Source organism: Mesorhizobium sp. Root554 (assembly GCF_001427025.1).
Classification (GTDB): domain Bacteria; phylum Pseudomonadota; class Alphaproteobacteria; order Rhizobiales; family Rhizobiaceae; genus Mesorhizobium.
In genome coordinates this window covers 3,072,035-3,096,757 of sequence record NZ_LMGA01000001.1, presented here as the reverse complement: position 1 = coordinate 3,096,757, position 24,723 = coordinate 3,072,035, and the positions used below count along the sequence as shown (strand labels likewise).

Below are 24,723 nucleotides of genomic sequence, written 5' to 3'. Positions count from 1 at the left end.
CGGTCGAATGTTCGTCGTCAATCCAATGCCGAAGCAGATCGCTCCGGAACTGATCAAGAAGATGGAACAGGTCGAGACCGCGACGGTCGGCCACTTCCTGCATTCCGGCTTCATGGACCGCGAATTGCGCGCCGTGCTGCCTGAAAAGCGCATCGGCGGCACCGCCGTCACCGTGCGCCTGCCCCATGCGGACTCGACCATCCTGCACTATCTGACCAAGCTGGTGCGGCCCGGCGATTTCGTCGTCGTCGACCGCTGCGGCGACGACAAGCACGCCTGCTGGGGCGGCGTCGTCACCCATTCGATGAAGCTCGGCGGCATAGTCGGCGCCGTCATCGACGGGCCGGCGACCGATTTCTCCGAAATCCGCCGGGTCGACCTGCCGATGTGGTGCCGTGGTCCTTCCCCCATCACCACCAAGATCCTCGGGCTCGAAGGCGCCATCAACGTTCCGGTCTCCGTCGGCGGCCAGATCGTCAATCCGGGCGACGCCATCATCGCCGACGAAAGCGGCATCGTGGTGCTGGCTCCCGACCAGGCCGAGTGGGCCGCCGACAAGGCCATCGGCATGCAGCAGAACGAACTCGTTTTGCTCGAGCGCCTGCGCAATGGCGAGAAACTGCCGGACATTTCCGGCGCTACCCGGTTGGTGGAGGCATCCCGGGCGGCATAAGACGCATAAAAACAAGAACAGGGAACGTTCATTCAAGAGGAGAAGATCAATGACTAAAATGAAACGCGCCTTCGGGGCAGGCATCGTCGCCCTGTCGCTGTCGATGCTGACGGCCGGAACCGCCATGGCCGACAATGTGGTCGTCGCCGGCTATGCCGGTATCTTCCAGGAAAATTACGTGAAGGCCGTGGTCGAGCCTTTCATGAAGGCCAATCCCGACATCACCGTCGAATTCTACCCGATGCCCAATTCCGCGCAGACGCTTGGCACACTGCGCGCGCAGGCCAGCGCCCCGCAGATCGATGCAGCCATCCTTGACGTTTCGGTCGCCAAGGCTGCCACCGGCGAAGGCCTGTTCGCGCCGATGGACGAAAGCGTTTCCAAGCATATCGCCGACCTTTACCCGCAGGCCAGAATTGCCGGCGTCAACGCAGTCGGCGTCACCTTTGACAACCTCGTGCTTCTCTACAACACCGGCAAGATCAAGCAGGCGCCTGATTCATGGGAAGCCCTGTGGGACAAGACCTACGCCAAGCAGGTTTCGATACCGGCGGTGCCGGACATCCAGGGCACGACGCTTACCATCATCGCCAACAAGATGGCCGGCGGAACCAACTATACCGAGACGGTGGAACCCGGCCTCAAGAAGCTCGAAGCACTGGCGCCCAATGTCCAGACCTGGGACCCGCGTCCCGATGTCTACCAGCCGATCTCCAGCGGCACGGCCTCGATCGGCATCGGCTGGAATGCCCGCGCCCAGGTCTATGCCGACCTGTCCGGCGGCAAGCTCGGCGTGGTTTTGCCGAAGGAAGGCAGCGGCTTCCAGATCAACGTCATCGGTCTGGTCAAGGGCGGCCCTGCCAGCGAAAGCGCCAAGAAGTTCGTCGACTATGCGCTGAGCCCGGAAGCCCAGGCTGCCTTTACCCAGGCGATGTTCTACGCGCCGACCAATTCGAAGGCAGCGCCGCTGATCTCCAAGGAAGCGATCGAGCGGACGGCGGCGGGCTCGATGGACCAGATGATCGACATCAACTGGCTTGAGGTGGCAAAGATCCGGGATGCCATCACCGAGCAGTGGCGCCGGCGCATTATTCCGCTCAGCCGTTGATTCCGGTTGGTTCACGATCCGGGCAAAGGGAGATTGCCGTGACCGTTTCGACCGCCAAGGAAGATCATCTCAGACTGGAGAACATTGGCGTGAGCTTCGGCTCCGTCAATGTCATCCCCTCGCTCGACCTGTCGGTCCGCAAGGGCGAGATGGTCGCCTTCCTCGGCCCTTCGGGCTGCGGCAAGACCACCACGCTCAGGATGATCGCGGGCCTGATCACGCCTTCGCACGGCCGCATCCATGTCGGCGGCCGTGACATCACAGCGCTGCCAATCCACGACCGCGACATGGGCATGGTTTTCCAGAGCTATGCCCTGTTCCCGCACATGGATGTAAGCCGCAACGTCCAGTTCGGCCTCAAGATGCGGAATCTCGCCGCCGGCGAGATTGCCGCCCGCACCAAGGCGGCGCTCGACATGGTCCAGCTCGGCCATCTGGCCGGGCGCAAGCCGAAGGAATTGTCGGGCGGCCAGCAGCAGCGGGTGGCGCTGGCGCGGGCGCTGGTCATCCAGCCCTCCATCCTGCTTCTCGACGAGCCGCTGTCCAATCTCGACGCCAAGCTGCGCGACGAGATGCGCGTGCAGATCAGGGCGTTGCAGCAGGCGAGCGGCATCACCGCCGTCTTCGTCACCCACGACCAGGTCGAGGCCTTATCGATGTGCGATCGGATCGTCGTCATGCGCAACGGACGGGTGGAGCAGTTCGGCACGCCGACCGAAATCTACGAAAAGCCGGCGACCGCCTTCGTCGCCAATTTCGTCGGGCGGACCAACCGGCTGAAAGGCACTGTCGATGCGCAGGGGAACCTGAGCGCGGCCGGGCAGCAACTGACCAGTTCCGCAAAGCTTGAACCGGGCAAGGTGGAGGTTCTGGTCAGGCCGCATCGCATCGCCATGCAGCCTGCCGGCGCAGGCAAGGCAGCTGAAGGCGGCAACCTCGTGCAAGGCGAGATCGCCAGCGTGACCTTCATCGGCGATCTTGTCCAATATGGCGTGCGCGTCGGCGGCGATGAGATCATGATCGAGGAAGCGACGCGGCGCTGCGCACCCCCCTTCGCGGCCGGCGACACCGTCAGCCTCGCCTGGTCGGCCGGGGACACGCTGATCTATCCGGACAAAGACCAATGAACGCCGCGGCCGAGACGGCTCCGCGCACATGGCGCTCCGGCGAGCTGGCCATCGTGCTGCTTCTTCCGATCGCGCTGATCAACGCGATCGGCTTCATCCTGCCGGTGCTTAACCTGGCGCGCTATTCCTTCAACCAGTCGACCGCCGGCGGCGGCATCGCCGATGTCTTCACCTGGGAGAACTGGACCGGTCTGCTGCGCGATCCGTTCTACCTCGAACTCATCTTCAATTCGGTATGGATCAGCCTGGCGATCACGCTGACGACGCTCGTCGTCTCCTATCCGATCGCGCTCTATCTTCATCGATCGACCGGGTCGTGGAAGACTTTCCTGACCGTACTGGTGATCTCGCCACTGCTGACTTCGGCGGTCGTGCGCACCTATGGCTGGATCGCGCTTTTGACCGACAACGGGCCGGTGCTGAGCTTCCTGAGGTATGTCGGACTGCCGGCGCCGAGCCTGATGTTCAACATCAAGGGCGTTTTCATCGGCCTGACCGAGATCCTCATGCCCTATATGATCCTGGCGCTGATGGCCGGCTTCGGACGGCTCGATCCGCGCGTCGAGGAGGCAGCGCGCACGCTTGGGGCGACCCCTTCGCGGACATTCTGGAAGATCATCCTGCCATTGACGCTGCCCGGCATCGCGCTTGGCTGCCTCCTTTGCTTCGTGCTGGCCGTTTCGTCCTTCATCACGCCCAAGCTGATGGGCGGCGGCCGCGTCTTCCTGCTGGCCACGGAAATCTACGACCAGGCCATCGTCACCCTGAACTGGCCGCTGGCCTCGACCCTGTCGATCCTGGTCCTGATCGTCTTCGGCGCGGCGCTCTGGGCTTATTCCGTCGTGCTGCGGCGGCTGGATTGAGGAGGTCATGATGGAAATCCACAAGACCTCGTGGCCGATGCGCGTCCTCGTGCTGGTGCTGTTCCTCTATCTCCTGGCGCCGGTGATCCTGGTCTTCCCGATCTCCTTCTCCGGCGATCAGGTGCTGCAGTTTCCGCCCAGCTTCTGGTCGACCCGCTGGTATACGGCCCTGTTCCAGAACACCGTCATGCTGAAGGCGTTCTGGACCAGCCTGACGCTGGCTGTCGTCGTCACCATCCTGTCCATCGTGATCGCGGTGCCCGCTGCCTGGACGATGACGCGGACCAGTTTCTTCGGCAAGGAGTTCCTGTTCAACCTGTTCACCGCGCCACTGCTTCTGCCGACGATCGTGCTCGGCCTGGCGATCCTGATCGTCTTTGCTTCCTTCGGCCTGCTGGCGACGATGCAAGGGCTGGTGCTCGCCCATCTGGTGGTGACACTGCCCTATGCGCTGCGCGTGCTGGCTGTTTCGCTGGGCACGCAGGACCGCGCCTGCGAGGAAGCCGCCCGGACATTGGGCGCGAAACCGCTGACGGTCTTCTTCCGCGTCACGTTGCCGATGCTGACGCCCGGCATTGTCGCGGCATCCGCGCTCTGCTTCCTCGTCAGTTTCGACGAAGTGGTGATTACGCTGTTCCTGACCGGCCCGCGCATCAGCACGCTGCCCGTGGAACTGTACAATTACGTGTTCAACCAGGCCGATCCGCTGGTCGCCGCCGCATCCGTCCTGCTGATCCTCTTGACGCTCGGCGTCATCATGATCGTCGAGCGCGCCATGGGGCTTGGCAAGGCGTTCGTCAAATAGAGCGCCCCGGCGACTATTCCGCCGCTTCTACCAAGGGAACAGGCACGTAGTTGAGGATAGGGCCGAGCCAGCGTTCGACATCGGCGATGCGCATATCCTTGCGCGCCGCATAGTCTTCGACCTGGTCGCGTTCGACCTTGGCGACGCCGAAATAATAGCTCTCCGGGTGCGACAGGTAGACGCCGGATACCGAAGAACCGGGCCACATGGCCATGCTCTCGGTCAGGGTGACGCCGGCCTTGTTCTCAGCGTCGAGCAGCTTGAACAGCGTCACCTTCTCGGTGTGGTCGGGCTGCGCCGGATAGCCGGGCGCCGGGCGGATGCCCTGGTAGGGTTCGCCAATCAGTTCGTCAGGCGTCAAGCTTTCGTCCGGAGCATAGCCCCACAACTCCTTGCGGACCTGCTCGTGCATGCGCTCGGCAAAGGCCTCGGCGAAGCGGTCGGCGAGCGCCTTGACCATGATCGAGGAATAATCGTCGTTGGCGCGCTCGAAGCGTTCGGCGATGGCGACTTCCTCGATGCCGGCCGTCACGACGAAGCCGCCGATATAGTCCGGCTTGCCGCTGTCCATCGGCGCGACGAAATCGGCGAGCGCGACATTCGGCTTGCCGTCGCGCTTGGTCAGCTGCTGGCGCAAGGTGAAGAAGGTCGCCAGTTCCTCGGACCGGCTTTCGTCGGTGAACAGGCGGATGTCGTCGCCGACGGCATTGGCAGGCCAGAAGCCGATTACCGCCTTGGGCGCGAACCATTTCTCCTCGATGATCTTCGCAAGCATCGCCTGCGCATCCTCGAAGAGCTGACGTGCCGCCTGCCCCTGCTTCTCGTCGTCGAGGATTTTCGGATAGCGGCCCTTCAGTTCCCAGGTCTGGAAGAACGGCGTCCAGTCGATGTAGCGGGCGAGTTCGGCCAGGTCCCAGGTCTCGAACACGCGTGTCCCAAGGAAGGATGGCTTGGGCGGTGTATAGTCCGGCCAGTCGACCTTGTGGGAATTCGCCCGCGCCTTAGCCAGCGGCAGACGTTGTTTGTCGGCTTCCGACCGGTGATGGGCGTCGGCGACCTTCTGGTATTCGGCCTGAATCGTCTCGACGTAACCGGGCTTCACATCCTGCGACAAAAGGTTGGAAACGACGCCGACCGCACGGCTGGCGTCCGTCACATAGACAGTCTGGCCTTTCGAATACCGAGGATGGATCTTGACCGCCGTGTGAACGCGGCTGGTCGTCGCTCCGCCGATCAGCAGCGGGATGTCGAACCCTTCCCGTTCCATCTCCGACGCCATATGCACCATTTCGTCGAGCGATGGCGTGATCAGGCCGGACAGGCCGATGATGTCGACCTTCTCGTCCCTGGCGGTCTGCAGGATTTTGGTGGCCGGCACCATGACGCCGAGGTCGATGATCTCGTAATTGTTGCAGGCCAGCACGACGCCGACGATGTTCTTGCCGATGTCGTGGACATCGCCTTTCACGGTCGCCATCAGAATCTTGCCGGCAGTCTTGCGCTCGCCATTTTCGATGCCGGCGGCGGCGTTGGCGAGCTTCTCGGCCTCCATGTGCGGCAGCAGCCCGGCCACCGCCTGTTTCATCACACGGGCCGACTTCACCACCTGCGGCAGGAACATCTTGCCGGCGCCGAACAGATCGCCGACGACATTCATGCCGGCCATCAGCGGGCCTTCGATGACATGCAGCGGGCGCTCGGCGGCAAGTCGCGCCTCATCGGTATCGGCGTCGATGAACTCGGTGATGCCGTTGACGAGGGCATGAGAAATCCGCTGCTCGACCGGCCATTCGCGCCAGGCGAGGTCGCGTTCCTTGGCTTCCTTGCCGGCCGTGCCCTTGAAGCGCTCGGCGATTTCCAGCAGGCGCTCGGTCGCGGTGCCCCCGGCTTTCGGCGTGCGGTTGAGCACCACGTCCTCGCAGGCCTCGCGCAGATCCGGCTCGATCGTGTCGTAGACGGCGAGCTGGCCGGCATTGACGATGCCCATATCCATGCCGCGCTGGATGGCATGGTAGAGGAACACGGCGTGCATCGCCTCCCGCACCGGTTCGTTGCCCCTGAACGAGAACGAAAGATTGGAGACGCCGCCCGAGATGTGGACGTGCGGAAGCGTGGCGGTGATCTCGCCGGTGGCCTCGATGAAATCGACGCCGTAATTGTCATGTTCCTCGATGCCCGTGGCGACGGCGAACACGTTCGGGTCGAAGATGATGTCTTCCGGCGCGAAGCCCGCCTGCTCGGTCAGCAGCTTGTAGGCGCGGGTGCAGATTTCCACCTTGCGCGCCTTCGTATCCGCCTGGCCCTGCTCATCGAACGCCATGACGACGACGGCCGCACCGTACATCCGGCAAAGCCTTGCATGATGCAGGAAGGCCTCCTCGCCCTCCTTCATGGAGATCGAATTGACGATCGGCTTGCCCTGCACACATTTGAGGCCGGCTTCGATGACCTCCCATTTGGAACTGTCGATCATCACCGGAACGGTGGCGATGTCGGGCTCGGCAGCAACGAGATTCAGATATTCGACCATCGCCTTTTGCGAGTCGATCAGACCCTCGTCCATGTTGATGTCGATGATCTGCGCGCCATTGGCGACCTGGTCGCGTGCGACGTCGAGCGCGGCCGCATAGTCGCCTGCGGTGATCAGCTTCCTGAACTTCGCCGAGCCGGTGACGTTGGTACGCTCGCCGACATTGACGAAGGGAATGTCCTCGGTGAGCGTGAACGGCTCAAGGCCGGAAAGCTTCATCAGCGGCGTTCGGGCAGCCGGCTTGCGTGGCTCGTGCTTCGACACCGCCTGCGCAATGGCGGCGATGTGCTCGGGGGTCGAGCCGCAGCAGCCGCCGACGATGTTGACCAGGCCTTCTCGTGCGAAATCCTCGACCTGACGCGCCATGAAATCCGGTGTCTCGTCATACTGGCCGAAGGCGTTGGGCAGGCCGGCGTTCGGATAGGCGCAGACAAGGGTGTCGGCGACGCCCGAAAGCTCCGCCAGATGCGGCCGCATGGCGGCGGCGCCGAGCGCGCAGTTGAGGCCTATGGTGAAGGGTTTGGCATGGCGCACGGAATGCCAGAACGCCGTCGGCGTCTGACCTGACAGCGTACGGCCGGACAGATCGGTGATGGTGCCGGAGATCATCACTGGCAGGCGAACGCCTTTCTCGGCGAAAATCTCCTCGCAGGCAAAGATCGCCGCCTTGGCGTTCAGCGTGTCGAAGATCGTCTCGATCAGGATCAGGTCCGAACCGCCATCGATCAGACCGCGCAGCTGCTCGCCATAGGCGAGGCGCAGATCGTCGAAGGAGGTCGCGCGGTAGCCCGGATTGTTGACATCGGGCGAGATGGAGGCGGTGCGGTTGGTCGGCCCCAGCGCGCCGGCGACGAACCGGCGGCGGCCGTCTTCCTGCTCGGCCCGGCGGATCGCGCGCTTGGCGAGCCGGGCGCCATCGCGGTTCAGCTCATAAACCATGTCCTCCATCGCGTAATCGGCCTGGGCAATGGAGGTGGAGGAGAAGGTGTTGGTCTCGACGATGTCGGCGCCCGCCCTGGCATAGGCGTAGTGGATGTCCTCGATCGCCTTGGGTTGCGACAGGATCAGAAGGTCGTTGTTGCCCTGCTGATGGCAGGCGCACCCGGCGAACTTGTCGCCCCGGAAATGATCTTCATCAAAACCGAGACCCTGGATCTGCGTGCCCATGGCGCCGTCGAGGATAAGGATGCGTTCGCGCGCAGCCGCAGCCAGAGCGGCAAAAACCTCTCCGTCCTGCCGGAGGGCCGTCTCGCCAAAGAGTTCATCCATAGCCGACATCGCGACACCCATTGTTCTGCAAACGACTCTAAGTCATATAAAGACATCTTTATGTCAACATACAATAGTCGCTCTTTTGCATTCCAAGGCCTGGATCGATCGCAGGACAGCTCCGCCGGTGGACGGCGGCGGGCTCCCACCGGACAGTCGGTTTATAGTGGAGGGCATCGAGCGCCGACGAAACCGGCGCTTCAACTTGCCTCAGGTCAGGCCGCCGGATCGAACTCCAGCGCCACGCCGTTGATGCAATAGCGCAGGCCGGTGGGCGGCGGGCCATCCTCGAACACATGGCCGAGATGGCTGCCACAGGTGGCACAGTGAACCTCGGTGCGCGTCATCCCATATGAACGGTCGACGGTGGTTTCGATCGAGCCGGGGACCGGATCGTTGAAGCTCGGCCAGCCGGTGCCGCTTTCGAATTTCAGCTTGGATTCGAACAGCGGCTGATCGCAACCGGCGCATTTGAAGGTGCCGGCGCGCTTTTCGTGGAGCAGGGCACAGCTTCCCGGCCGTTCCGTGCCATGGCCGCGCATGACGGCATATTGCTCCGGCGAAAGCTTTGCCCGCCATTCGGCGTCGCTGCGGGTCACGGGATAGGTATGAGTGTCCATGTCGGTCTCCTGCCGTCTCGGCTGTTGCAGGTCTGGTTCCGCCTAAACATAGGGCTTTGTTGCAAGGATGCACAGGGCAGCGGCGTGGCGGCCCCTGCATCGGCATTCACGGTTCCGTGCGAAGGGAAGTCTATCGGCGCTGAGGGTCGGTCGCGACCGCCGAGATCGGCACGATCTCGATGCCGCGTTTTTTCGCCTCGTCGGCCCAAGCGTCTACGGCGTCGACCGTGACATTGAAAGCCGAGCCAATGCCGATGGCGAAGCCCTTGGCGCGGGCCGTCGCTTCCAGCTGGTCGAGCTTCTTCAGGATCGACCCGCGATCCTGAACGGCGTCGATGGTCGTATCGCCGATCGCCAGCGGCACGCCTTCCTTGAGCGCAATTTCCGAGGCAACGCTGCGGGCGGTCGAACCGTCATCGAGATAGCCAAGCCCGCGCTTGCCGAGCTCGGCGATGATCGGTTCCATGGCGCCGGCGTCGGTGGCAAAGCGAGCGCCCATGTAATTCATAACAGCGGTGTAGTTGGTGGTGCGCGACAGCGCCCAGCGCAAATTCTTCAGGTTTTCGTCTGCGTCGGCATCGACGGTCAGCGTGTTGCGGCCCGGATTGACGTTTGGATAATCGAACGGCTCCAGCGGGATCTGCATGACGATCTCGTGGCCGCGTCGGCGTGCCTCCTGCATCCAGCGCCCGATGCTGTTGCCCTGTGGTGCGAAGGCCAGCGTCACTTCTGCCGGCAGCTTGGCGATGGCCGCCTGGGTGCCGGTTTGCGAAACGGCAAGCCCGCCGATCACGATGGCGACCCTCGCGCCGCGTCCGCCCGACCATGGCCGCGCATAGACATCGAACGGCCTGCGCCCATCAGCGGCGCGGATCGGCAGCGGGCCGGTAGCACTGTCTTCGATCAGCGCCCTGTCGGGCATATGCGCGGTCGCCAGGTTCTGGCCGAGAGCCGATGGATCGCGGACAGTGATGCCCGCTGCCCCACCAGTATCGGTGGGTTGCACATGAATGATCTGCGGACCGTCCGGCCTGGCCGCGGCGAGGGGCGCCGGATCGGCCGGTTTGGAAGCGGTGGGCTCGGGCTTCGTTTGCAACGCGGGTGATGGCGCCGGCTTCACCGCGGCGATTTCTTCAGCCTTGCGAAAAGGCTTGTCGCGCAGAGCGATGGCGCCGGAAATACCCACCAGCACCAGCATCGCGACGAGCCCGGCAATCTGCTTCACGCCCATGCCGAAGCGGCGTCCCGGAACGTCGGGCCGCCTGTCTTGCCCCAGCGGGCGTTCGATTTCCTTGATGGACTGAGCCAAGCCGCAACCCCTGCCGCGGTTTCCGAATCAAACTGCCGGAACCTCGCGGCCCCGGCAGGATGGCATTCTCGTGATCTGACAGCCAGACCTATTGGTTCATGACGGCCTTGTCCGGATTGGGAGGGAAGGCCGGATCGGTCTTTTCGCCGCGCAGCAGCTGCTCGGCATAGATCAGTTGCAGGTCGTCCTTCGGTTCCGGCGGCACATAGGCGGCGGAACCCGAACCCTTGTCGCTCTCTTCGGCGCCCTTGATATGGCCCTTGAGATCGGATTCGCCGCGCGTCAGGTCGCGGCCCTGGAGCTCTTCCGGCAGCGGCTGGTCGACCTTGATGTCGGGCGTGATCCCCTTGCCCTGGATCGATTTGCCCGACGGCGTGTAGTAGAGCGCCGTCGTCAGCCTGAGCGCGCCATTTTCGCCGAGCGGGATGATGGTCTGTACCGAGCCCTTGCCGAACGACTGCGTGCCGACAACGGTGGCGCGACGCAAATCCTGCAACGCACCGGCGACGATCTCGGAAGCGCTCGCCGATCCGCCATTGACCAGGACGACCAGCGGCTTGCCGTCTATGTCGTCTCCGGCGCGGGCGTCGAAGCGGGTGACGTCCTTCGGGTCGCGGCCGCGCGTCGAGACGATCTCGCCACGGTCGAGGAACGAGTCGGACACGCTGACCGCCTGGTCGAGCAGACCGCCCGGATTGAGCCGCAGGTCGAGCACATAGCCCTTCAGCTTGTCGTTCGGCACCTGCTTCTTGATGGTGCTGATGGCGTTCTGCAGATCGTCATAGGTCTTTTCGGTGAACGAGGTGATCTTCATGTAGCCGACATTGTTATCGACCCGGAACTTCACCGCCTTGACCTTGATGATGTCGCGCACCACGGTGATCTCGATCGGCTTGTCGGCGCCCTGGCGCAGGATGGTAAGCTTGATTGGCGTGGAAACCGGTCCGCGCATCTTCTCGACGGCATCGTTGAGGGTAAGGCCCCGGACTTCCTGGCCTTCGATCTTGGCGATGTAGTCGCCAGCCAGAACGCCCGCCTTGGCGGCCGGCGTATCGTCGATCGGGGTGATGACCTTGACGAGATCGTTTTCCATGGTGACCTCGATCCCGAGGCCGCCGAATTCGCCCTTCGTCTGCACGCGCATGTCCTGCGCGGCCTCGGCATTCATGTAGGACGAATGCGGATCGAGCGAGGTGAGCATACCGTTGATGGCGTTCTCGACGAGCGATTTGTCATCGGGTGGCGTCACATACTGGGCCCGGACGCGCTCGAAGATATCGCCGAAAATCGCCAGTTGCTTGTAGGTTTCCGAGCCCGCGGCGTTCGCAGTGGAGCCGGGCGCGCCATAGACAAGGCTCATGGCGGATGCGCCCATCAGCGCACCGGCAAGCAAGAGCGACACTTTCCGCATCATTTCAGGTCCTTCCAGAAAAGCGGCCCGCCCACCACGGGGTCGGATCGACGGGTTTTCCATCCTTGCGGAACTCTATGTAAAGTTCCGGCGTGACATTTCCATTCGACGATGCCGCGGTGCTTGCCACCCTGGCCTCGCCCATCGCTCCGACCGGCTCGCCTGCAAGCACGGATTGGCCGGACGCGACATTCAATCTGCTCATCCCCGCCAGAACGACATGATAGCCGCCCCCGGCATCCAGGATCAAGAGTTGACCATAAGAGCGAAAAGGCCCCGCATAAAGAACATTTCCATCCGCCGGAGCGGTGACGATGGCGTTCGATTGTGTCGCGAGCGTGTCGCCTTGCATCACGCCGCCGTTACCGTCACTGCCGCCGAATCGCCGCTTCATCATGCCCGTCGCCGGCAGCGCGACCTGCCCGACCAGGGCTGAAAACGGGACCGATTCGGCCAGCTGATTGGCTTCCGGCACCGGCAGGGCGGCCAGTTCGGCTTCGCTGTTGGTCCTGGCTTCGGCCTCGCGCCTCGCGGCGTCGGCTGCCTTGCGGGTCTTGTCGGCCTCCGCCTCCAGCGAGCCGATAAGGTCCTTCAGACTGGCGGCTTTGGCGGCCAGTTGCTGCGCCGTTTGCTGCTCTTGCGCCAGCGCCTGTTCGGTTTCCGCCTGCGCCTTGCGCTTGGCTTCCAGCAGCAACGTCAGCTTCTGCTTCTCGGCGGCCTGCTCGCCGATGGCCGCCGTCAGCTTGCCGCGCTCCGATTCGATCGAAGCGGTTATGCGTGACAGTTCGGCCAGATCGGCCGCGAGCACTTCGGTCTGGTGGCGCATCTCCGGCACAACCGCGCCAAGCAGGATGGCGCTGCGCACCGATGAAAGTGCGTCTTCGGGTTTGACCAGCAGCGCCGGCGGCGGATTGAGGCCGATGCGCTGCAGGGCGCCCAGCACCTCCGCCAGCACGTCGCGCCGGGCGGCCAGGGATTTGCGGATGATCTGTTCCTGGCCCTTGAAGCCTTCCAGCTTGGCGCCGATGTCCTCGATGTCCTGGCCGAGCTTCTGTTCGGTCTTCGCCGACTGGATGAGCGCCGCCGTGATCGAGGTGCGGTCCTTGCGGACGGTGGCGATCTCGGCCGCGAGCTTCGCCCGCCGCTCGGCCGACAGCGTGATCTCGTTGGAAATGCGCTCATATTCGGTCCGGCTCTGGTCCGGATCAGGAGTGACGGCAGAGGCGCTCTGTCCATGGGCCACCCCGACGAGCAAAGACGACAGCAAAGCCGCCGCGATTCCACGGCGGGCATGCCGGAAACCCGCGCTCGATTTCACCCGTTCAGCCATTCGGTCCAATTCTATTCGGGGGTTCGTTAACGAAGCATCAACCATATCGCCGTGGCCATCCGACACTGGTGCATCAATGGGGCAAAAATCGGAATCGGTCGTCGGGAAACCAGCCGGATTGAGGCCCTAGCCGCGGTGATAGGGATGGCCCGAAAGGATCGTCGCGGCGCGATAAAGCTGTTCGGCCAGCATCACCCGCACCAACTGGTGCGGCCAGGTCATGCTGCCGAAGGAGACGGTCATCTCCGCCTGGTCGCGCAGCGACTGGTCGTGTCCGTCGGCGCCGCCGATGGCAATGACCATCTCCTTGCGTCCGCCATCCCGCAACAGGCCGACCCGTCCGGCGAAATCCTCGGAAGTGAAAGCCTTCCCGCGTTCATCGAGCAGCACAAGCGCGGTCCCGGACTGGAGATGCGACTGCAACGCCCTGCCCTCGTCACGCCGGCGCTCACTTGCAGTCTGCGCGCGGCTTTCCGGAATTTCGACAATATTGGAAAATTCGAGCCCGATGCCGGGACCGCTTCTGGCGAAACGCTCGAAGTAGCGATCGGCGAGCTCTCTCTCGGGGCCGGTCTTCATGCGGCCCACGGCATGTACGGTAATCTTCATCCCTGCCTCAACGGGCCGAAGCCCGAGCACGTCCGAGAACGAACTAGTGGATCGTCTCGTCGTCGAGATCCGGCGCCTGCCACATCTTCTCGATGTTGTAGAATTCGCGGACCTCCGGGCGGAAGACGTGGACGATGATATCGCCGGAATCGATCAGCACCCAATCCGCGCTGGCCAGCCCCTCGACGCGCGCAGTGCCGAGACCGGCATCCTTGAGCGCCTTGAGAAGATGATCGGCGACAGCCGCGACATGGCGGTGCGACCGGCCCGAGGCGATGACCATGTAGTCACCGAGGGTCGATTTTCCCTGAATGTCGATCGAGACGATGTTTTCGGCCTTGGAGTCTTCCAGACTGGCAAGGACTGTTTCAATGGCGCGGGACGAAGCATCGGCAACGCTTATCCCGGCCGGCGAAGGCATGATGTCGGCCTTCTTCCGCAGTGCTGTTCTCAGTGTCTTTCCTTTCGCAGCAAGAACAACCAAATCACCAGGCGACGCAGGTGATGTCACCTAGATAGGCAGAGTCGCATGGCAGTTTCAAGACGGACCTTCCGCTGTGCCAGCAACGCCCATGGCGCCGTTCCGTTCCGGTCCCCGCATCCGGGCGGAGGAAAAGTTCGGAACCGAGGCAAAACGCCGGGGTTATGCAAGTACCGACTAACTGGACCGCCGCCATGGCTATCGATGCTCAAGGTGCCCTTGTCACCATCCAAGCCGGCCTCGCTCAACTGAGCACGCTCATTGTTTCCTATTCGTTTTCCGCCCTCGGTGCGATTGTTCTCATGGTTGCCGGCTATCTGCTCGCGGGTGTCGCCGAACGCTCAACTTTCGCCGGGCTCGGCCATATCAGCGGCTTCGACGCCACCTTGCGGCACTTCTTTTCCAAGATGGTCCGCTATGCGATCCTGATCCTCGTTTTCATCATGGTGCTCGGCCAGTTCGGCGTGCAGACGGCGTCGATCATCGCCGCGGTCGGCGCCATCGGGCTTGCCATCGGCCTTGCCCTGCAGGGAACGCTGCAGAACATTGCCGCCGGCATCATGCTTCTGGCGCTGCGCCCGATCCGCATCGGCGAATATGTCGAGATCGGTTCGGTGGCGGGAACGGTGGAGGAAATCGGCCTGTTCGCCACCCGGCTGCGGGCGCTGGACGGCATCTACATCCTGGCGCCCAATTCAACGCTGTGGAACACGCCGGTGCGCAACTTCAATCGCAACGGCGTTCGGCGCAACGACATCGTCATCGGCATCGCCTACAGCGACAACATCGACCACGCCCAGGAGACGCTGCTTGACCTGGCCAGGGCGGACAAGCGGGTGAGGTCTGATCCAGCGGCCAGTGCCTTCGTGTCGACGCTGGGCGACAGCTCGGTCGGCATCACGCTGCGATACTGGACCTCGGCGGCGGATTTCTTCGCCACCAAGCTCAGCCTCACCAAGCTCGCCAAGGAACGGTTCGACATGGAAGGTATCTCAATACCCTTCCCGCAGCAGGAAGTGGTCTATCGGGAAATGAAACCCGGAGCCTAGTCCGGCAGTTCAGGTCTTTGCCGCTTGCCGGATGGCGGTGGAGGACAGCGACGAGCGCGGCCCGTGGATGAAGGTCCAGGCCGGCGCTTTCATGCGAGCAAGCAGCGGAGCGTCCCCCTCGTCGACCCGGGCATAGTCGAAGGTCTTGGCGACCACCGAGGACAGGAACGACAATGTCGCGCCCGGTCGGTCTATGACGGCAATTGGAAACGTCAGCATGATCTGGCGCCAGCGTTGCCAGCGATGGAAATCGCGCAGCGAATCCGCCCCCATGATCCAGACGAACTCTACACCGGGATTCTTCGCGCGCACCAGTTCGAGCGTGTCGGCGGTGAAGCGAACATGATGCGCCGCCTCGAAGGCCGTGACCTTGATGCGCGGATCCTCGGCGATTTTTTCCGATCCCTCGATACGCTCCGCGAGCGGCGCCAGTTCCCGCGTCGATTTCAGCGGATTGCCGGGCGTTACCATCCACCAGAGCTGGTCGAGCGCCAGCCGGCGCAGCGCGATCTCGGCCACCAGCGCGTGACCGGCATGCGGCGGGTTGAACGAACCGCCGAACAGACCGACCTGCATGCCCTTCTCGACATAAGGCATGCGAAGGTAGTGATCAGGAACGTCATGAGAAATCATTCGGCCCGCCACTCGCCTTCGGGCCAATCGCGTGCACCGTGGATGACGCGCAAGATATTGAGCGTCTCATCCGTCAGGGAGTAGGCGATGATGTAGGGTGTCTGTCGAACATGCCATTCATGGGTTCCGCTTACCCGCCCCATGCGGCCCGCCGGCGTTTCAGCCAAGAGATCGACAGCTGCCTCTATCCTGTCGAGGACCAGATGCGCCGACTTGGGCGCATCGAATCCGATATGGGCGATCGCCTCGTCGAGGTCGTCTAACGCATCGCGCGACCAGCCCACGCGCGGCATCAACGCTTTTGGACGCGATCGATCGTTGCACGCAGGCGCTTCATTGCCTCTTCATGGGGAACGGTTCTGCCTGCCTCTATATCAGCCAGCCCCCGCTTGATGCCCTGGACGATCGCAAGTTCGCGCTCGACATAGTTGGCTATGGCCTCACCGGCCAGGAAGGACTTTGTTCGCCGTGTGTGCTGCGCCAGTTCCTCGAGGCGGGACTTGGTCGCGCTGTCGAGGCGAACGGTGACGGTCTCGGATTGTGTTCCCATGTGCACAATATAGCACAACAGGCCGGACAGGCAACTACGCCCGCACCTGCCCGCTGCCCCGCACCCGGTACTTGAACGAGGTGAGTTGCTCGACGCCGACCGGTCCGCGCGCATGCATCTTGCCGGTGGCGATGCCGATCTCGGCGCCCATGCCGAACTCGCCGCCATCGGCGAACTGCGTCGAGGCATTGGCGAGCAGGATCGCCGAATCGATTTCGTTGAAGAAGCGCTCCACGGCGTTTTCATCCTCGGCGACGATCGCCTCGGTGTGATGCGAGGAGAAGGTCTCGATGTGCTCGATCGCTTCGCCGACGCCGTCTACCAGCTTCACCGCGATGATGGCGTCGAGATATTCGGTGATCCAGTCGGCGTCGGTCGCCGGGCTTGCATCGGCAAAGGCCCTGAGCACCTCGGCGTCGGCATGGATCTCGCAGCCGGCTTCACGCAGCGCCTCCAGGATCGGCACCAGATGCGTCGAGGCGACGGCGCGGTCGACCAGCAGTGTCTCGGCCGCCCCGCAGACGCCGGTCCGGCGCATCTTGGCGTTGACGGCGATCTCCTTCGCCATCTCCAGCTTCGCGGATTTGTCGATATAGAGATGGCAGATGCCTTCGAGATGGGCGAACACCGGGACGCGCGCCTCGGTCTGCACGCGCTCGACCAGGCTGCGGCCGCCGCGCGGCACGATGACGTCGATATTGCCGGAAAGGCCCTTCAGCATTTCGCCGACGGCGGCGCGGTCGGTCACCGGCACCAGTTGGATCGCGTCCTCGGGAATGCCGGCGGCTTTCAACCCTTCCACCAGGCAGGAATGAATGGCGGCGGACGAATTGATCGAGTCCGAGCCGCCGCGCAGGATCACCGGGTTTCCCGCCTTGAGGCAGAGCGCGCCGGCGTCCGCCGTCACATTGGGACGGCTTTCATAGATCACGCCGATGACGCCGAGCGGCGTGCGCACACGCTCGATATGGAGCCCGTTCGGCCGGTCCCATGCCGCGATCACGTTGCCAACGGGGTCAGGCAGGGCCGCCACGGCGCGCACGCCATCCGCCATGGCGCGGATGCGCGCCGGATCGAGCTTCAGCCTGTCCAGGAACGAGCCGGCTAGGCCCGCCTCCTCGCCATTCTTCATGTCGATGGCGTTCGCCAGAAGGATTTCCGCCTGATTGCGCATCAGAGCGTCAGCCATTGCGACCAGCGCCGTGTTCTTGGATTGCGTGGTGGCGACAGCCAGTGGCCGCGCGGCGGCGCGGGCTCGCTGGCCGAGATCGGCCATAAGCGCCGCGGTATCGTTCGGGGATTTTTCATGCAGTTTCAGCATGGCTCATCCTTCGCTTGTCTGTCCGGCACGGCCGGCAGGGTTCACCACGAGATCGTCGCGGTGGATCATTGCGGAGCGCGCCTCATAGCCGAGCACGGTTTCGATCTCGGCCGTCTTCAAGCCTGCGATCCTTACGGCATCGGCGGCGTCGTAGGCAACCAGCCCGCGCGCGATCTCGCGGCCCTCGGGCGACAGGATGGCCACCGTGTCTCCGCGGCCGAAGCTGCCGCTGACCAGCTTGACGCCGGCCGGCAGCAGCGATTTGCCCGACAACAGCGCGCCCACGGCGCCTGCATCGACGGTGAGCCGGCCCGCCGGTTCGAGTTGCCCGGCTATCCAGGTCTTGTAGCCCTTGACCGGCTGCTCGCTGGGACGGAACCAGGTGTGGCGCTCGCCGCGCTCGATCGCCATCAGCGGCGACAGCCGCGTGCCGGCGGTGATGATCATCGCCGTGCCGGCGGCGGTTGCGATCTTGCCGGCGTCCAGCTTGGTGCGCATGCCGCCGCGCGACAGTTCCGAAGCGGCGGCGCCCGCCATCGCCTCGATGTCCGGCGTGATGCGGTCGACGACCGGGATGAATTTAGCTTCCGGGTCGCGCGCCGGAGGGGCGGTGTAAAGACCGTCGATGTCGGAAAGCAGCACCAGCAGATCCGCGCCCATCATGGTGGCGACGCGGGCCGCCAGCCGGTCGTTGTCGCCATAGCGGATTTCCGATGTGGCGACCGTGTCGTTCTCGTTGATGACCGGCACGGCCTTCATCTTCAGCAGGGTCGAAATCGTGGCGCGCGCATTCAAATAGCGGCGGCGTTCCTCGGTATCGCCGAGCGTCAGCAGGATTTGTCCGGACTTGAGCTTTTGGCTGCCCAGTGCGTCCGACCATGCGCCGGCGAGCGCGATCTGCCCGACGGCCGCGGCCGCCTGGCTTTCCTCCAGCTTCAACGCCTTCTTGCCGAGGCCGAGAATGGTGCGGCCGAGCGCGATGGCGCCGGACGAGACGACGAGGATTTCAGCGCCGCCGGCCGCGAGTTCGCCAACGTCCATGGCCAGCGATCGCAGCCAGTCGCGCTTCAGGCCGCTGGCCCGATCGACCAGCAGCGCGGAACCGATCTTGACGGTGATGCGGCGGTAGGCTCGCAGGGAAAGGGGGGCCCCGGACAGCGTATCCATGACGGTTATTTCACCCACCGGTCATCCTGGACCGGCACTTTCTCGACCCTCGCTTCCTCGACCACCGCCATCAACGCTCTCAACACCGCCTCGACGCCCTCGCGGGTCACCGCGGAGAGCAGCATGGGTGCCCTGCCACAAGCGCGTTTGAGCGATGCGATCTTCTTCTTGCGCTCGTCGGCATCCAGCGTATCGATCTGGCTGAGCGCCACGATCTCGGCCTTGTCGGCGAGGCCATGGCCGTAGGCCTCCAGCTCGCCGCGCACGGTCTTGTAGGCCTTGCCCGGATTTTCCTCCTGCGCTGAAACCAGATGCAGAAGTACGCGCGTGCGCTCGACATGACCGAGGAAGCGGTCGCCGATGCCGACGCCCTCATGCGCGCCCTCGATCAGGCCGGGAATGTCGGCGATGACAAACTCGCGCGCGTCGATGCGGGCGACGCCGAGGCCGGGATGCAGCGTCGTGAACGGATAGTCGGCGATCTTCGGCTTGGCCGCCGTCACCGCCGCCAGGAACGTGGACTTGCCGGCATTGGGCAGGCCGACCAGCCCGGCATCGGCGATCAGCTTCAGCCGCAGCCAGATGTTCATTTCCTCGCCCGGCAGTCCGGGGTTCGCCCGCCTCGGCGCCTGATTGGTCGAGGTCTTGAAATGCTGGTTGCCGAAGCCGCCATTGCCGCCCTTGGCCAACAGAAAGCGCTGACCGACAACGGTCAGGTCACAGATCAGCGTCTCATTGTCCTCGGCAAAGACCTGCGTGCCGGCCGGAACCTTGAGCGTCACGTCGGCGCCCTTGGCGCCGGTCATGTTGCGGCCCATGCCGTGGACGCCGGTCTTTGCCTTGAAATGCTGCTGGTAGCGGTAGTCGATCAGCGTGTTCAGCCCGTCGACCGCTTCGAGCCAGACATCCCCACCGCGGCCGCCATCGCCCCCATCCGGCCCGCCGAATTCGATGAACTTCTCGCGCCGGAACGAAACCGACCCGGCGCCGCCGTCGCCGGATCTCACATACACTTTGGCCTGGTCGAGGAATTTCATCGGACTGTGCGGTTGCCGCTGCTAAGGATTTCGTGAAAGTGCTCTATCCTATGGCGCGCCACAGGGCGAGAGCGGAAACGGCGGATTTGGCGCCGCTTTGGTGGAGATATCGCAATGCGGGTGGTCAGTTACAACATCCAGTACGGCATCGGCCTCGATGGGCGCTACGATATCGCCCGCATCGCCGATGCGGTGCGCGGCGCCGATGTGATCGCGCTGCAGGAGGTTTCCCGCAACAATCCCAACAATGGCGGCCGCGACATGGTCGCCGAGCTCGGTGAAGCGCTGCCTGATTACTTTTTTGTCTACGGCGCCAATTTCGAAGCCAATATGGGTTCGTATCTGAAGGCTGGCCGGGCCGTCACCACAACGTTCCAGTTCGGCAACATGATCCTGTCGAAGACGCCGATCCAGTTGTCGCGCAACCTGCTTCTCCCGCGCAGCCGCTCTTTCGAGGCGATGAATTTCCAGCGCGGCGCGCTGGAAGCGCTGGTCGAAACGCAGCTCGGCTATGTTCGCTTCTATTCCATTCATCTCGACCATCGCGGGCCGCTTGAACGTGCGCGGCAGATCCGCTTCCTGCGCGAGCGCGTGCTTGGCTATCCGCTCGAAGGGGGCGGCATTTCCGGCCTGTCGGAGATCGGCATGCCGGAACCGCCAACGCCGGAGGCTTTTGTTCTGGCGGGCGACTTCAACATGCTGCATGGCGCGCCGGAATATATCGAGCTGGCCGGCACGCCGGACCACGAATTCGGCATGCCGATGACGGCCGACCTCGCCGTCGACGCGGCCATCCGCCTCGATGCGACCGGCGACGATCTCGTCACCTGGGTCGATCCGCTGCGCCCCGAGGACGCCAGCCGTCACAAGCGCATCGACTATATCTTCACCAGCGCCTCGCTTGCCGCTTCGCTCAAGCGCTATTGGGTTGATCGCAAGGCGGTCGGCTCCGATCATATGCCGGTGTGGTTGGAACTGGGATAGCGCTCCACGCACCCGTAAAGCGACCTGGCATACGGGGCGCCCCTCACCCAGCCTCCGCTTCGCTCGGCAGCCCTCTCCCCGAGGGGAGAGGTAGGGGTCGATGGCGATTGCCACCTTCCCAGCGGGGAGAAGGTGGCCGCGAAGCGGCCGGATGAGGGGGCGATCCCTATTCCGTAGCCCTGCCACAGTAATACCGCTCAAAAATGCACCCAGTTGCGCAGTGACGTCCAGGTCTTGCGGTCGAGCCTGTAACGCTCCACCGGCACCTGCCCGGCGACGATGGAGTTCAGCATGCCCTGACCGGCATACTGGAAACCGCATTTGTGGATGACGCGCCGCGACGACGGATTGATCACCCGCGTCGAGGCATGCAGCACCTGTATGCTGGCGCGGGTGAAGGCGAGATCGACCAGCGCGTGCGCGGCCTCGGTCGCATAACCCTGCCGCCAGTACGGCTCGCCGATCCAGTAGCCGAGTTCCAGCCCGCGATCTGTGGTGTTGAGCCCTGCGCAGCCGATGAAGGCGCCGCTGTTTTTGAGGGTCAGCGCGTAGGCGACGCCGGAGCGGCGTCCCTGCGCCGCCGCCAGGAAGGCGCGAGCCTCGTCAGGACCGTAGGGATGCGGCATCCGCGCCAGCATTTCGGCAACGTGGCGGTTGTCGGCAAGCTGCACCAGATCGGCGATGTCGGCCTCGCAGGGCGCACGCATCACCAGCCGCTCGGTGACGAGCGTGGGACAGTCTATCGCGTAACTTTCGTCTTCCGTGTCTTCCGCTTCGGCAACCATTTGACGTCCTCCAGGCAAAGAAAAAGGGAGATGGCCACCCATCTCCCCTGATCCTTTTCCTGGCTGCGCCAGACACCGGTTCCCGAGATGGGGCGCCGGTGTTGTAGTGCGGAACCGGCTACTCCGCGGCCTTCTGCATCGGGTTAACCGATACGTAGGTTCGGCCGTTGGCTTTCTTAGAAAAGGCGACTGCGCCGGCTTCAAGCGCGAAAATGGTGTGGTCCTTGCCAAGCCCGACATTGGTGCCCGGATGCCACTTGGTGCCGCGTTGACGCACGATAATGTTGCCGGCGCGAACAGCTTCGCCGCCGAACTTCTTCACGCCAAGGCGCTTGGATTCGGAATCGCGACCGTTGCGCGACGAACCGCCAGCTTTCTTGTGTGCCATCTTATTGCTCCTTTGCGCCCCTTCGGGCGCCTGCGATGCTTATGAACGCGTTCGCGTTCCGTTTCAAGTCCGGTCGGTCAGGGTTGCTGACAAATTATTTTGCCAGTTCCCTGGCCTGTTCGCGCCAATCCTTGATCTGGTCGGTGCTGAACGGCATCGACGCGTCGATCTTCTCGGCGTCGGCGTCGGTGAGCTTGGCAAGCTGGGCGAAAGTGGTGATGCCCTGCTCGTTCAGATCCTTGGCGGCAACCGGGCCGATGCCCTTGATGACCGTGAGATCGTCGCCCTTGCCCTTCGGCGCCTTGAACAGCGGCGCCGCGGCGGCGGCCTTGGTGCTGTCGTCAGCTTCCGCGGCCTTTGCCTTCTTCGGGGCGGCTTCGGTCTTCTCGGCCTTCGCCTCCGCCTTGGCTTCCGGCTTCGCCGCCGCCTTCTTCGACGGCTTGGCGCCATCCAGCAGGATCTCGGAGATACGGACGGTGGTCAGAAGCTGGCGGTGGCCGATCTTGCGGCGGGAATTCTGCCGGCGGCGCTTCTTGAAAGCGATGACGGTGCGATTCTTGCCCTGCTCGACGACTTCGGCGGTGACAAGCGCGCCGCTGACGAAAGGCGCGCCAAAGGTGACGTTGTCGCCTTCGCCATGCGCCAGAACCTGGCCGATTTCGACGATATCGCCGACCTGGCCTTCGACTTTTTCGATCTTCAGGAGATCGTTGGCGGCAACGCGATACTGCTTGCCGCCCGTTTTGATGACTGCGAACATTTTTTGCCTTTCGCTGTTCGGTCGGCCTTGCGGATCGCTGGTCTCACGGGGAGAAGGGCGGTCCGGCCGTCTTTTTGTCAGTCTGCGGGTTCAATAAACAAGCGGCGCGGAAAGCTTCCCACGCCGATTGCGCGCCGTCCCTAACCGAAGGTCATGCCCGAGTCAAGGCAAGGCGCCCGTTCGGCGATCCGGAACGGCAGATTGGGCCCAGATTAGGCCTTGTGTCCCAGCCTTGCAGTCGTTATCTAGTCGCCGCGCCGGCAACGGCGGACCAGCGACCCCGGAGAGGTGGCAGAGTGGTCGAATGCACCGCACTCGAAATGCGGCATGGGTGCAAGCCCATCGGGGGTTCGAATCCCTCCCTCTCCGCCAGTTTTCTTATCGCTACCAGTTCGCTTCGCTCACGGCTCCCATGCTGCGGCCTGACCGGCCAGCGGACAGTCGTCGGCTTGGCTCCGAGTTCGAACTCCATTCCTCATCTGCTAGCTGTCGCATCCCTGACGCCAATATTGTAGAGATGACTGATCGCTTCGGTGGAAACTCCGCAGCCGGTCAATAGCGTCAAGCAGAAGAGAGGGATTCATGGCCAGGACAACCAAAGAAACCGCCGAGCCGGCCTCGGCGCCGATTTTCACGCCCGCCCCGGCGGCCAAGGCACAGGCGACGCGTTCGCGGATCATCGCCTTGGTGCTGTGGGCGGTCGCGATTGCGCTCGAATTGGTCGCCATCTTCTGGCTGCTGCGGCCGTCGTTCGACGAATTGGCCGCCAGTCATGGCTTTCCGCAGTGGCGATGGTGGACGCTTCTCGGGTTCATCGCCGTCATTGGCTTACTCGCGATCATCGGCTCGCAGCTTTGGAAGAGCGCGAATCGTCACGATCCCGCTTCCAGGAACGAGCCTGTGAGGTTCTTCATTCAGAACCAGCTCGGAGCCTTTATTGCGCTTCTGGCTTTCCTGCCGCTGATCATCCTGATCTTCACCAACAAGGATATGAACCAGCAGCAGAAGGGGATAGCAGGCGCTGCCGGCATTGTCGTCGCGCTCGCGGCGGTCGCGCTCGGCATCGACTTCAAGCCGTTGTCGCAGGAACAGGCAGTTGTCGAGTCCCAGGTGGTGACACAGCTCGTCGGCGAGGACCATGTGTGGTGGAGTGCAGGCGGTAACGTCGTCCACCTGTGCGAGGGGGCGTCGGATCTTCAGAATGCCAAGACCCAGCTTTCGAACGGCCCCATCGCCGACGCTTTGGCGCAGGGCAAGCAGGGCATTACCCTCAAGCTGGACACGGAACTTGCCCAGTGTGGGCTGCCGGTGCCCGCAAACCTTGCCGACATCGAACAATGGGTCCGGACCGCACGGGGAGAGCAACCGGCCGCCTAGGAAAGCCGAGTCCTCGGACATAGGGAGGGCGACGAACGTAGATTTGAGTCTCATTCCGGTTCGTCGCTCTCCGCCCGCTACTCCAATCCTTGTGCTGAACCTGTCACGGGTCCGGTGCTGCTGCAGCCATTCATGGTTGCCCCCGTTCATGCTACAACATCAGGACAAGCCGGCGCGGCCGAACATTTCGGCGGCGCGCCGGAACCCCTTTGTCAGTCATCGCATTTCTGCATTGAACGGAGAGGTGTTGTTCCATGTTCGACGACAAGCAGGATCGTATCCGCAAACGCGCTCATGCGATCTGGGAAAATGAAGGCAGGCCCGACGGCGCCCACGAACGCCACTGGCACCAGGCCGCCACCGAGATCGATGCCGAAAAGACGAAGTCCATCGCTTCTTCCAAAAAGTCGCCGGCACGGGCAAAGGCGGCTACGAAGCCTGCAGGCAAATCCGCGGCTTCAGCTAAGGCGGCGAAACCGCGCAAAGGCTGACGCCGACAGCGCGGACACAAGACGACAGGCCGCCCCGAGGCTGGAC

At 63.5% G+C, this 24,723-nt stretch carries 25 protein-coding genes and 1 tRNA gene; 10 read left to right on the top strand and 16 right to left on the bottom strand.

Going from position 1 to position 24,723, the window contains the following annotated elements:
* Positions 1-7 precede the first annotated feature (7 nt).
* From ASD44_RS15065 to ASD44_RS15045, 5 genes are read left to right on the top strand one after another with little or no spacing between them, the layout of a single operon-like run.
* A complete protein-coding gene (locus ASD44_RS15065; protein ID WP_056113639.1) occupies positions 8-673 on the top strand; it encodes an RraA family protein in 666 nt (221 codons plus the stop codon).
* A gap of 49 nt (positions 674-722) precedes the next feature.
* Entirely contained in the window at positions 723-1,781 is a 1,059-nt protein-coding gene (locus ASD44_RS15060; RefSeq protein WP_056113636.1) for an ABC transporter substrate-binding protein, read from the top strand.
* A gap of 38 nt (positions 1,782-1,819) precedes the next feature.
* Complete coding sequence (locus ASD44_RS15055; protein ID WP_056113634.1) at positions 1,820-2,908, top strand: ABC transporter ATP-binding protein; 1,089 nt, start codon at positions 1,820-1,822, stop codon at positions 2,906-2,908.
* Positions 2,905-3,771 carry an ABC transporter permease gene (locus ASD44_RS15050; protein ID WP_056113632.1) on the top strand — a complete coding sequence of 289 codons (867 nt, stop codon included), beginning with the start codon at positions 2,905-2,907 and terminating at the stop codon, positions 3,769-3,771. The genes ASD44_RS15055 and ASD44_RS15050 overlap by 4 nt, the downstream gene beginning before the upstream one ends.
* A gap of 10 nt (positions 3,772-3,781) precedes the next feature.
* The gene (locus ASD44_RS15045) at positions 3,782-4,576 is read left to right on the top strand and encodes an ABC transporter permease (protein WP_056116294.1); all 795 of its coding nucleotides are present in this window, start codon (positions 3,782-3,784) and stop codon (positions 4,574-4,576) included.
* Between the two features lie 13 nt (positions 4,577-4,589).
* Here the strand turns inward: ASD44_RS15045 and metH are convergent, their stop codons facing one another.
* From metH to rsfS, 7 genes are all read right to left on the bottom strand, one after another.
* Entirely contained in the window at positions 4,590-8,384 is a 3,795-nt protein-coding gene (gene metH, locus ASD44_RS15040; RefSeq protein ID WP_162246427.1) for a methionine synthase, read from the bottom strand.
* A 206-nt stretch (positions 8,385-8,590) separates the two neighbouring features.
* On the bottom strand, positions 8,591-8,995 hold the full coding sequence (msrB, locus tag ASD44_RS15035) for a peptide-methionine (R)-S-oxide reductase MsrB (protein ID WP_056113625.1): 405 nt from the start codon (positions 8,993-8,995) through the stop codon (positions 8,591-8,593).
* A gap of 130 nt (positions 8,996-9,125) precedes the next feature.
* A complete protein-coding gene (locus ASD44_RS15030) occupies positions 9,126-10,304 on the bottom strand; it encodes a divergent polysaccharide deacetylase family protein (protein WP_056113622.1) in 1,179 nt (392 codons plus the stop codon).
* Positions 10,305-10,392: 88 nt separating this feature from the next.
* Positions 10,393-11,718, bottom strand: coding sequence for a S41 family peptidase (locus tag ASD44_RS15025; RefSeq protein ID WP_056113618.1), 1,326 nt, complete (start codon positions 11,716-11,718; stop codon positions 10,393-10,395).
* 1 nt (position 11,719) lies between these two features.
* Entirely contained in the window at positions 11,720-13,045 is a 1,326-nt protein-coding gene (locus ASD44_RS15020) for a murein hydrolase activator EnvC (protein ID WP_056113617.1), read from the bottom strand.
* A gap of 126 nt (positions 13,046-13,171) precedes the next feature.
* Positions 13,172-13,654 carry a 23S rRNA (pseudouridine(1915)-N(3))-methyltransferase RlmH gene (gene rlmH / locus ASD44_RS15015; protein ID WP_056113614.1) on the bottom strand — a complete coding sequence of 161 codons (483 nt, stop codon included), beginning with the start codon at positions 13,652-13,654 and terminating at the stop codon, positions 13,172-13,174.
* A gap of 43 nt (positions 13,655-13,697) precedes the next feature.
* Positions 13,698-14,075, bottom strand: a complete 378-nt coding sequence (gene rsfS / locus ASD44_RS15010; protein WP_056116291.1) for a ribosome silencing factor — start codon at positions 14,073-14,075, stop codon at positions 13,698-13,700.
* A 254-nt stretch (positions 14,076-14,329) separates the two neighbouring features.
* Here rsfS and ASD44_RS15005 point away from each other — a divergent pair, with 254 nt between their 5' ends.
* Positions 14,330-15,184, top strand: coding sequence for a mechanosensitive ion channel domain-containing protein (locus ASD44_RS15005; protein ID WP_056113612.1), 855 nt, complete (start codon positions 14,330-14,332; stop codon positions 15,182-15,184).
* Positions 15,185-15,193: 9 nt separating this feature from the next.
* Here the strand turns inward: ASD44_RS15005 and ASD44_RS15000 are convergent, their stop codons facing one another.
* The 6 genes from ASD44_RS15000 to obgE are packed head-to-tail and all read right to left on the bottom strand — an operon-like array spanning position 15,194 to position 19,892.
* Entirely contained in the window at positions 15,194-15,781 is a 588-nt protein-coding gene (locus ASD44_RS15000) for a nicotinate-nucleotide adenylyltransferase (protein ID WP_056113609.1), read from the bottom strand.
* 32 nt (positions 15,782-15,813) lie between these two features.
* The gene (locus ASD44_RS14995; protein ID WP_056113604.1) at positions 15,814-16,110 is read right to left on the bottom strand and encodes a type II toxin-antitoxin system RelE/ParE family toxin; all 297 of its coding nucleotides are present in this window, start codon (positions 16,108-16,110) and stop codon (positions 15,814-15,816) included.
* On the bottom strand, positions 16,110-16,367 hold the full coding sequence (locus ASD44_RS14990; RefSeq protein ID WP_056113601.1) for a CopG family ribbon-helix-helix protein: 258 nt from the start codon (positions 16,365-16,367) through the stop codon (positions 16,110-16,112). Before ASD44_RS14990 ends, ASD44_RS14995 begins: the two co-directional genes overlap by 1 nt.
* A gap of 34 nt (positions 16,368-16,401) precedes the next feature.
* Entirely contained in the window at positions 16,402-17,688 is a 1,287-nt protein-coding gene (locus ASD44_RS14985; RefSeq protein ID WP_056113598.1) for a glutamate-5-semialdehyde dehydrogenase, read from the bottom strand.
* Positions 17,689-17,691: 3 nt separating this feature from the next.
* Positions 17,692-18,855 carry a glutamate 5-kinase gene (gene proB / locus ASD44_RS14980; RefSeq protein ID WP_056113595.1) on the bottom strand — a complete coding sequence of 388 codons (1,164 nt, stop codon included), beginning with the start codon at positions 18,853-18,855 and terminating at the stop codon, positions 17,692-17,694.
* Positions 18,856-18,860: 5 nt separating this feature from the next.
* Positions 18,861-19,892 (bottom strand): GTPase ObgE, encoded by a 1,032-nt coding sequence (gene obgE, locus ASD44_RS14975; protein ID WP_056113592.1) that lies wholly within the window; start codon positions 19,890-19,892, stop codon positions 18,861-18,863.
* 114 nt (positions 19,893-20,006) lie between these two features.
* Here obgE and ASD44_RS14970 point away from each other — a divergent pair, with 114 nt between their 5' ends.
* The gene (locus ASD44_RS14970) at positions 20,007-20,876 is read left to right on the top strand and encodes an endonuclease/exonuclease/phosphatase family protein (RefSeq protein WP_056113590.1); all 870 of its coding nucleotides are present in this window, start codon (positions 20,007-20,009) and stop codon (positions 20,874-20,876) included.
* 197 nt (positions 20,877-21,073) lie between these two features.
* Here the strand turns inward: ASD44_RS14970 and ASD44_RS14965 are convergent, their stop codons facing one another.
* From ASD44_RS14965 to ASD44_RS14955, 3 genes are all read right to left on the bottom strand, one after another.
* The gene (locus ASD44_RS14965) at positions 21,074-21,661 is read right to left on the bottom strand and encodes a GNAT family N-acetyltransferase (RefSeq protein ID WP_056113587.1); all 588 of its coding nucleotides are present in this window, start codon (positions 21,659-21,661) and stop codon (positions 21,074-21,076) included.
* 118 nt (positions 21,662-21,779) lie between these two features.
* Complete coding sequence (gene rpmA, locus ASD44_RS14960) at positions 21,780-22,049, bottom strand: 50S ribosomal protein L27 (protein ID WP_056113584.1); 270 nt, start codon at positions 22,047-22,049, stop codon at positions 21,780-21,782.
* A 94-nt stretch (positions 22,050-22,143) separates the two neighbouring features.
* The gene (locus tag ASD44_RS14955) at positions 22,144-22,809 is read right to left on the bottom strand and encodes a 50S ribosomal protein L21 (RefSeq protein WP_056113582.1); all 666 of its coding nucleotides are present in this window, start codon (positions 22,807-22,809) and stop codon (positions 22,144-22,146) included.
* A gap of 282 nt (positions 22,810-23,091) precedes the next feature.
* Here ASD44_RS14955 and ASD44_RS14950 point away from each other — a divergent pair.
* From ASD44_RS14950 to ASD44_RS14940, 3 genes are all read left to right on the top strand, one after another.
* Positions 23,092-23,181: transfer RNA gene (locus ASD44_RS14950), tRNA-Ser, on the top strand.
* A gap of 210 nt (positions 23,182-23,391) precedes the next feature.
* On the top strand, positions 23,392-24,186 hold the full coding sequence (locus ASD44_RS14945) for a hypothetical protein (RefSeq protein ID WP_056113579.1): 795 nt from the start codon (positions 23,392-23,394) through the stop codon (positions 24,184-24,186).
* Between the two features lie 254 nt (positions 24,187-24,440).
* Complete coding sequence (locus tag ASD44_RS14940) at positions 24,441-24,677, top strand: DUF2934 domain-containing protein (RefSeq protein WP_056113576.1); 237 nt, start codon at positions 24,441-24,443, stop codon at positions 24,675-24,677.
* The last annotated feature ends 46 nt before the right edge of the window (positions 24,678-24,723 follow it).

Coding starts and splice junctions, on each gene's coding strand:
- rsfS (WP_056116291.1), bottom strand. CDS start 14,075: ATGCCTTCGCCGGCCGGGATAAGCGTTGCCGATGCTTCGTCCCGCGCC.
- ASD44_RS14955 (WP_056113582.1), bottom strand. CDS start 22,809: ATGTTCGCAGTCATCAAAACGGGCGGCAAGCAGTATCGCGTTGCCGCC.
- ASD44_RS15020 (WP_056113617.1), bottom strand. CDS start 13,045: ATGGCTGAACGGGTGAAATCGAGCGCGGGTTTCCGGCATGCCCGCCGT.
- ASD44_RS15005 (WP_056113612.1), top strand. CDS start 14,330: ATGGCTATCGATGCTCAAGGTGCCCTTGTCACCATCCAAGCCGGCCTC.
- ASD44_RS14940 (WP_056113576.1), top strand. CDS start 24,441: ATGTTCGACGACAAGCAGGATCGTATCCGCAAACGCGCTCATGCGATC.
- metH (WP_162246427.1), bottom strand. CDS start 8,384: ATGTCGGCTATGGATGAACTCTTTGGCGAGACGGCCCTCCGGCAGGAC.
- msrB (WP_056113625.1), bottom strand. CDS start 8,995: ATGGACACTCATACCTATCCCGTGACCCGCAGCGACGCCGAATGGCGG.
- ASD44_RS15000 (WP_056113609.1), bottom strand. CDS start 15,781: ATGCCTTATGTCGAGAAGGGCATGCAGGTCGGTCTGTTCGGCGGTTCG.
- ASD44_RS14945 (WP_056113579.1), top strand. CDS start 23,392: ATGGCCAGGACAACCAAAGAAACCGCCGAGCCGGCCTCGGCGCCGATT.
- ASD44_RS14965 (WP_056113587.1), bottom strand. CDS start 21,661: ATGGTTGCCGAAGCGGAAGACACGGAAGACGAAAGTTACGCGATAGAC.
- ASD44_RS14970 (WP_056113590.1), top strand. CDS start 20,007: ATGCGGGTGGTCAGTTACAACATCCAGTACGGCATCGGCCTCGATGGG.
- ASD44_RS15060 (WP_056113636.1), top strand. CDS start 723: ATGACTAAAATGAAACGCGCCTTCGGGGCAGGCATCGTCGCCCTGTCG.
- ASD44_RS14985 (WP_056113598.1), bottom strand. CDS start 17,688: ATGCTGAAACTGCATGAAAAATCCCCGAACGATACCGCGGCGCTTATG.
- ASD44_RS14995 (WP_056113604.1), bottom strand. CDS start 16,110: ATGCCGCGCGTGGGCTGGTCGCGCGATGCGTTAGACGACCTCGACGAG.
- ASD44_RS15050 (WP_056113632.1), top strand. CDS start 2,905: ATGAACGCCGCGGCCGAGACGGCTCCGCGCACATGGCGCTCCGGCGAG.
- ASD44_RS15045 (WP_056116294.1), top strand. CDS start 3,782: ATGGAAATCCACAAGACCTCGTGGCCGATGCGCGTCCTCGTGCTGGTG.
- rlmH (WP_056113614.1), bottom strand. CDS start 13,654: ATGAAGATTACCGTACATGCCGTGGGCCGCATGAAGACCGGCCCCGAG.
- ASD44_RS15065 (WP_056113639.1), top strand. CDS start 8: ATGTTCGTCGTCAATCCAATGCCGAAGCAGATCGCTCCGGAACTGATC.
- ASD44_RS15025 (WP_056113618.1), bottom strand. CDS start 11,718: ATGATGCGGAAAGTGTCGCTCTTGCTTGCCGGTGCGCTGATGGGCGCA.
- obgE (WP_056113592.1), bottom strand. CDS start 19,892: ATGAAATTCCTCGACCAGGCCAAAGTGTATGTGAGATCCGGCGACGGC.
- rpmA (WP_056113584.1), bottom strand. CDS start 22,049: ATGGCACACAAGAAAGCTGGCGGTTCGTCGCGCAACGGTCGCGATTCC.
- proB (WP_056113595.1), bottom strand. CDS start 18,855: ATGGATACGCTGTCCGGGGCCCCCCTTTCCCTGCGAGCCTACCGCCGC.
- ASD44_RS14990 (WP_056113601.1), bottom strand. CDS start 16,367: ATGGGAACACAATCCGAGACCGTCACCGTTCGCCTCGACAGCGCGACC.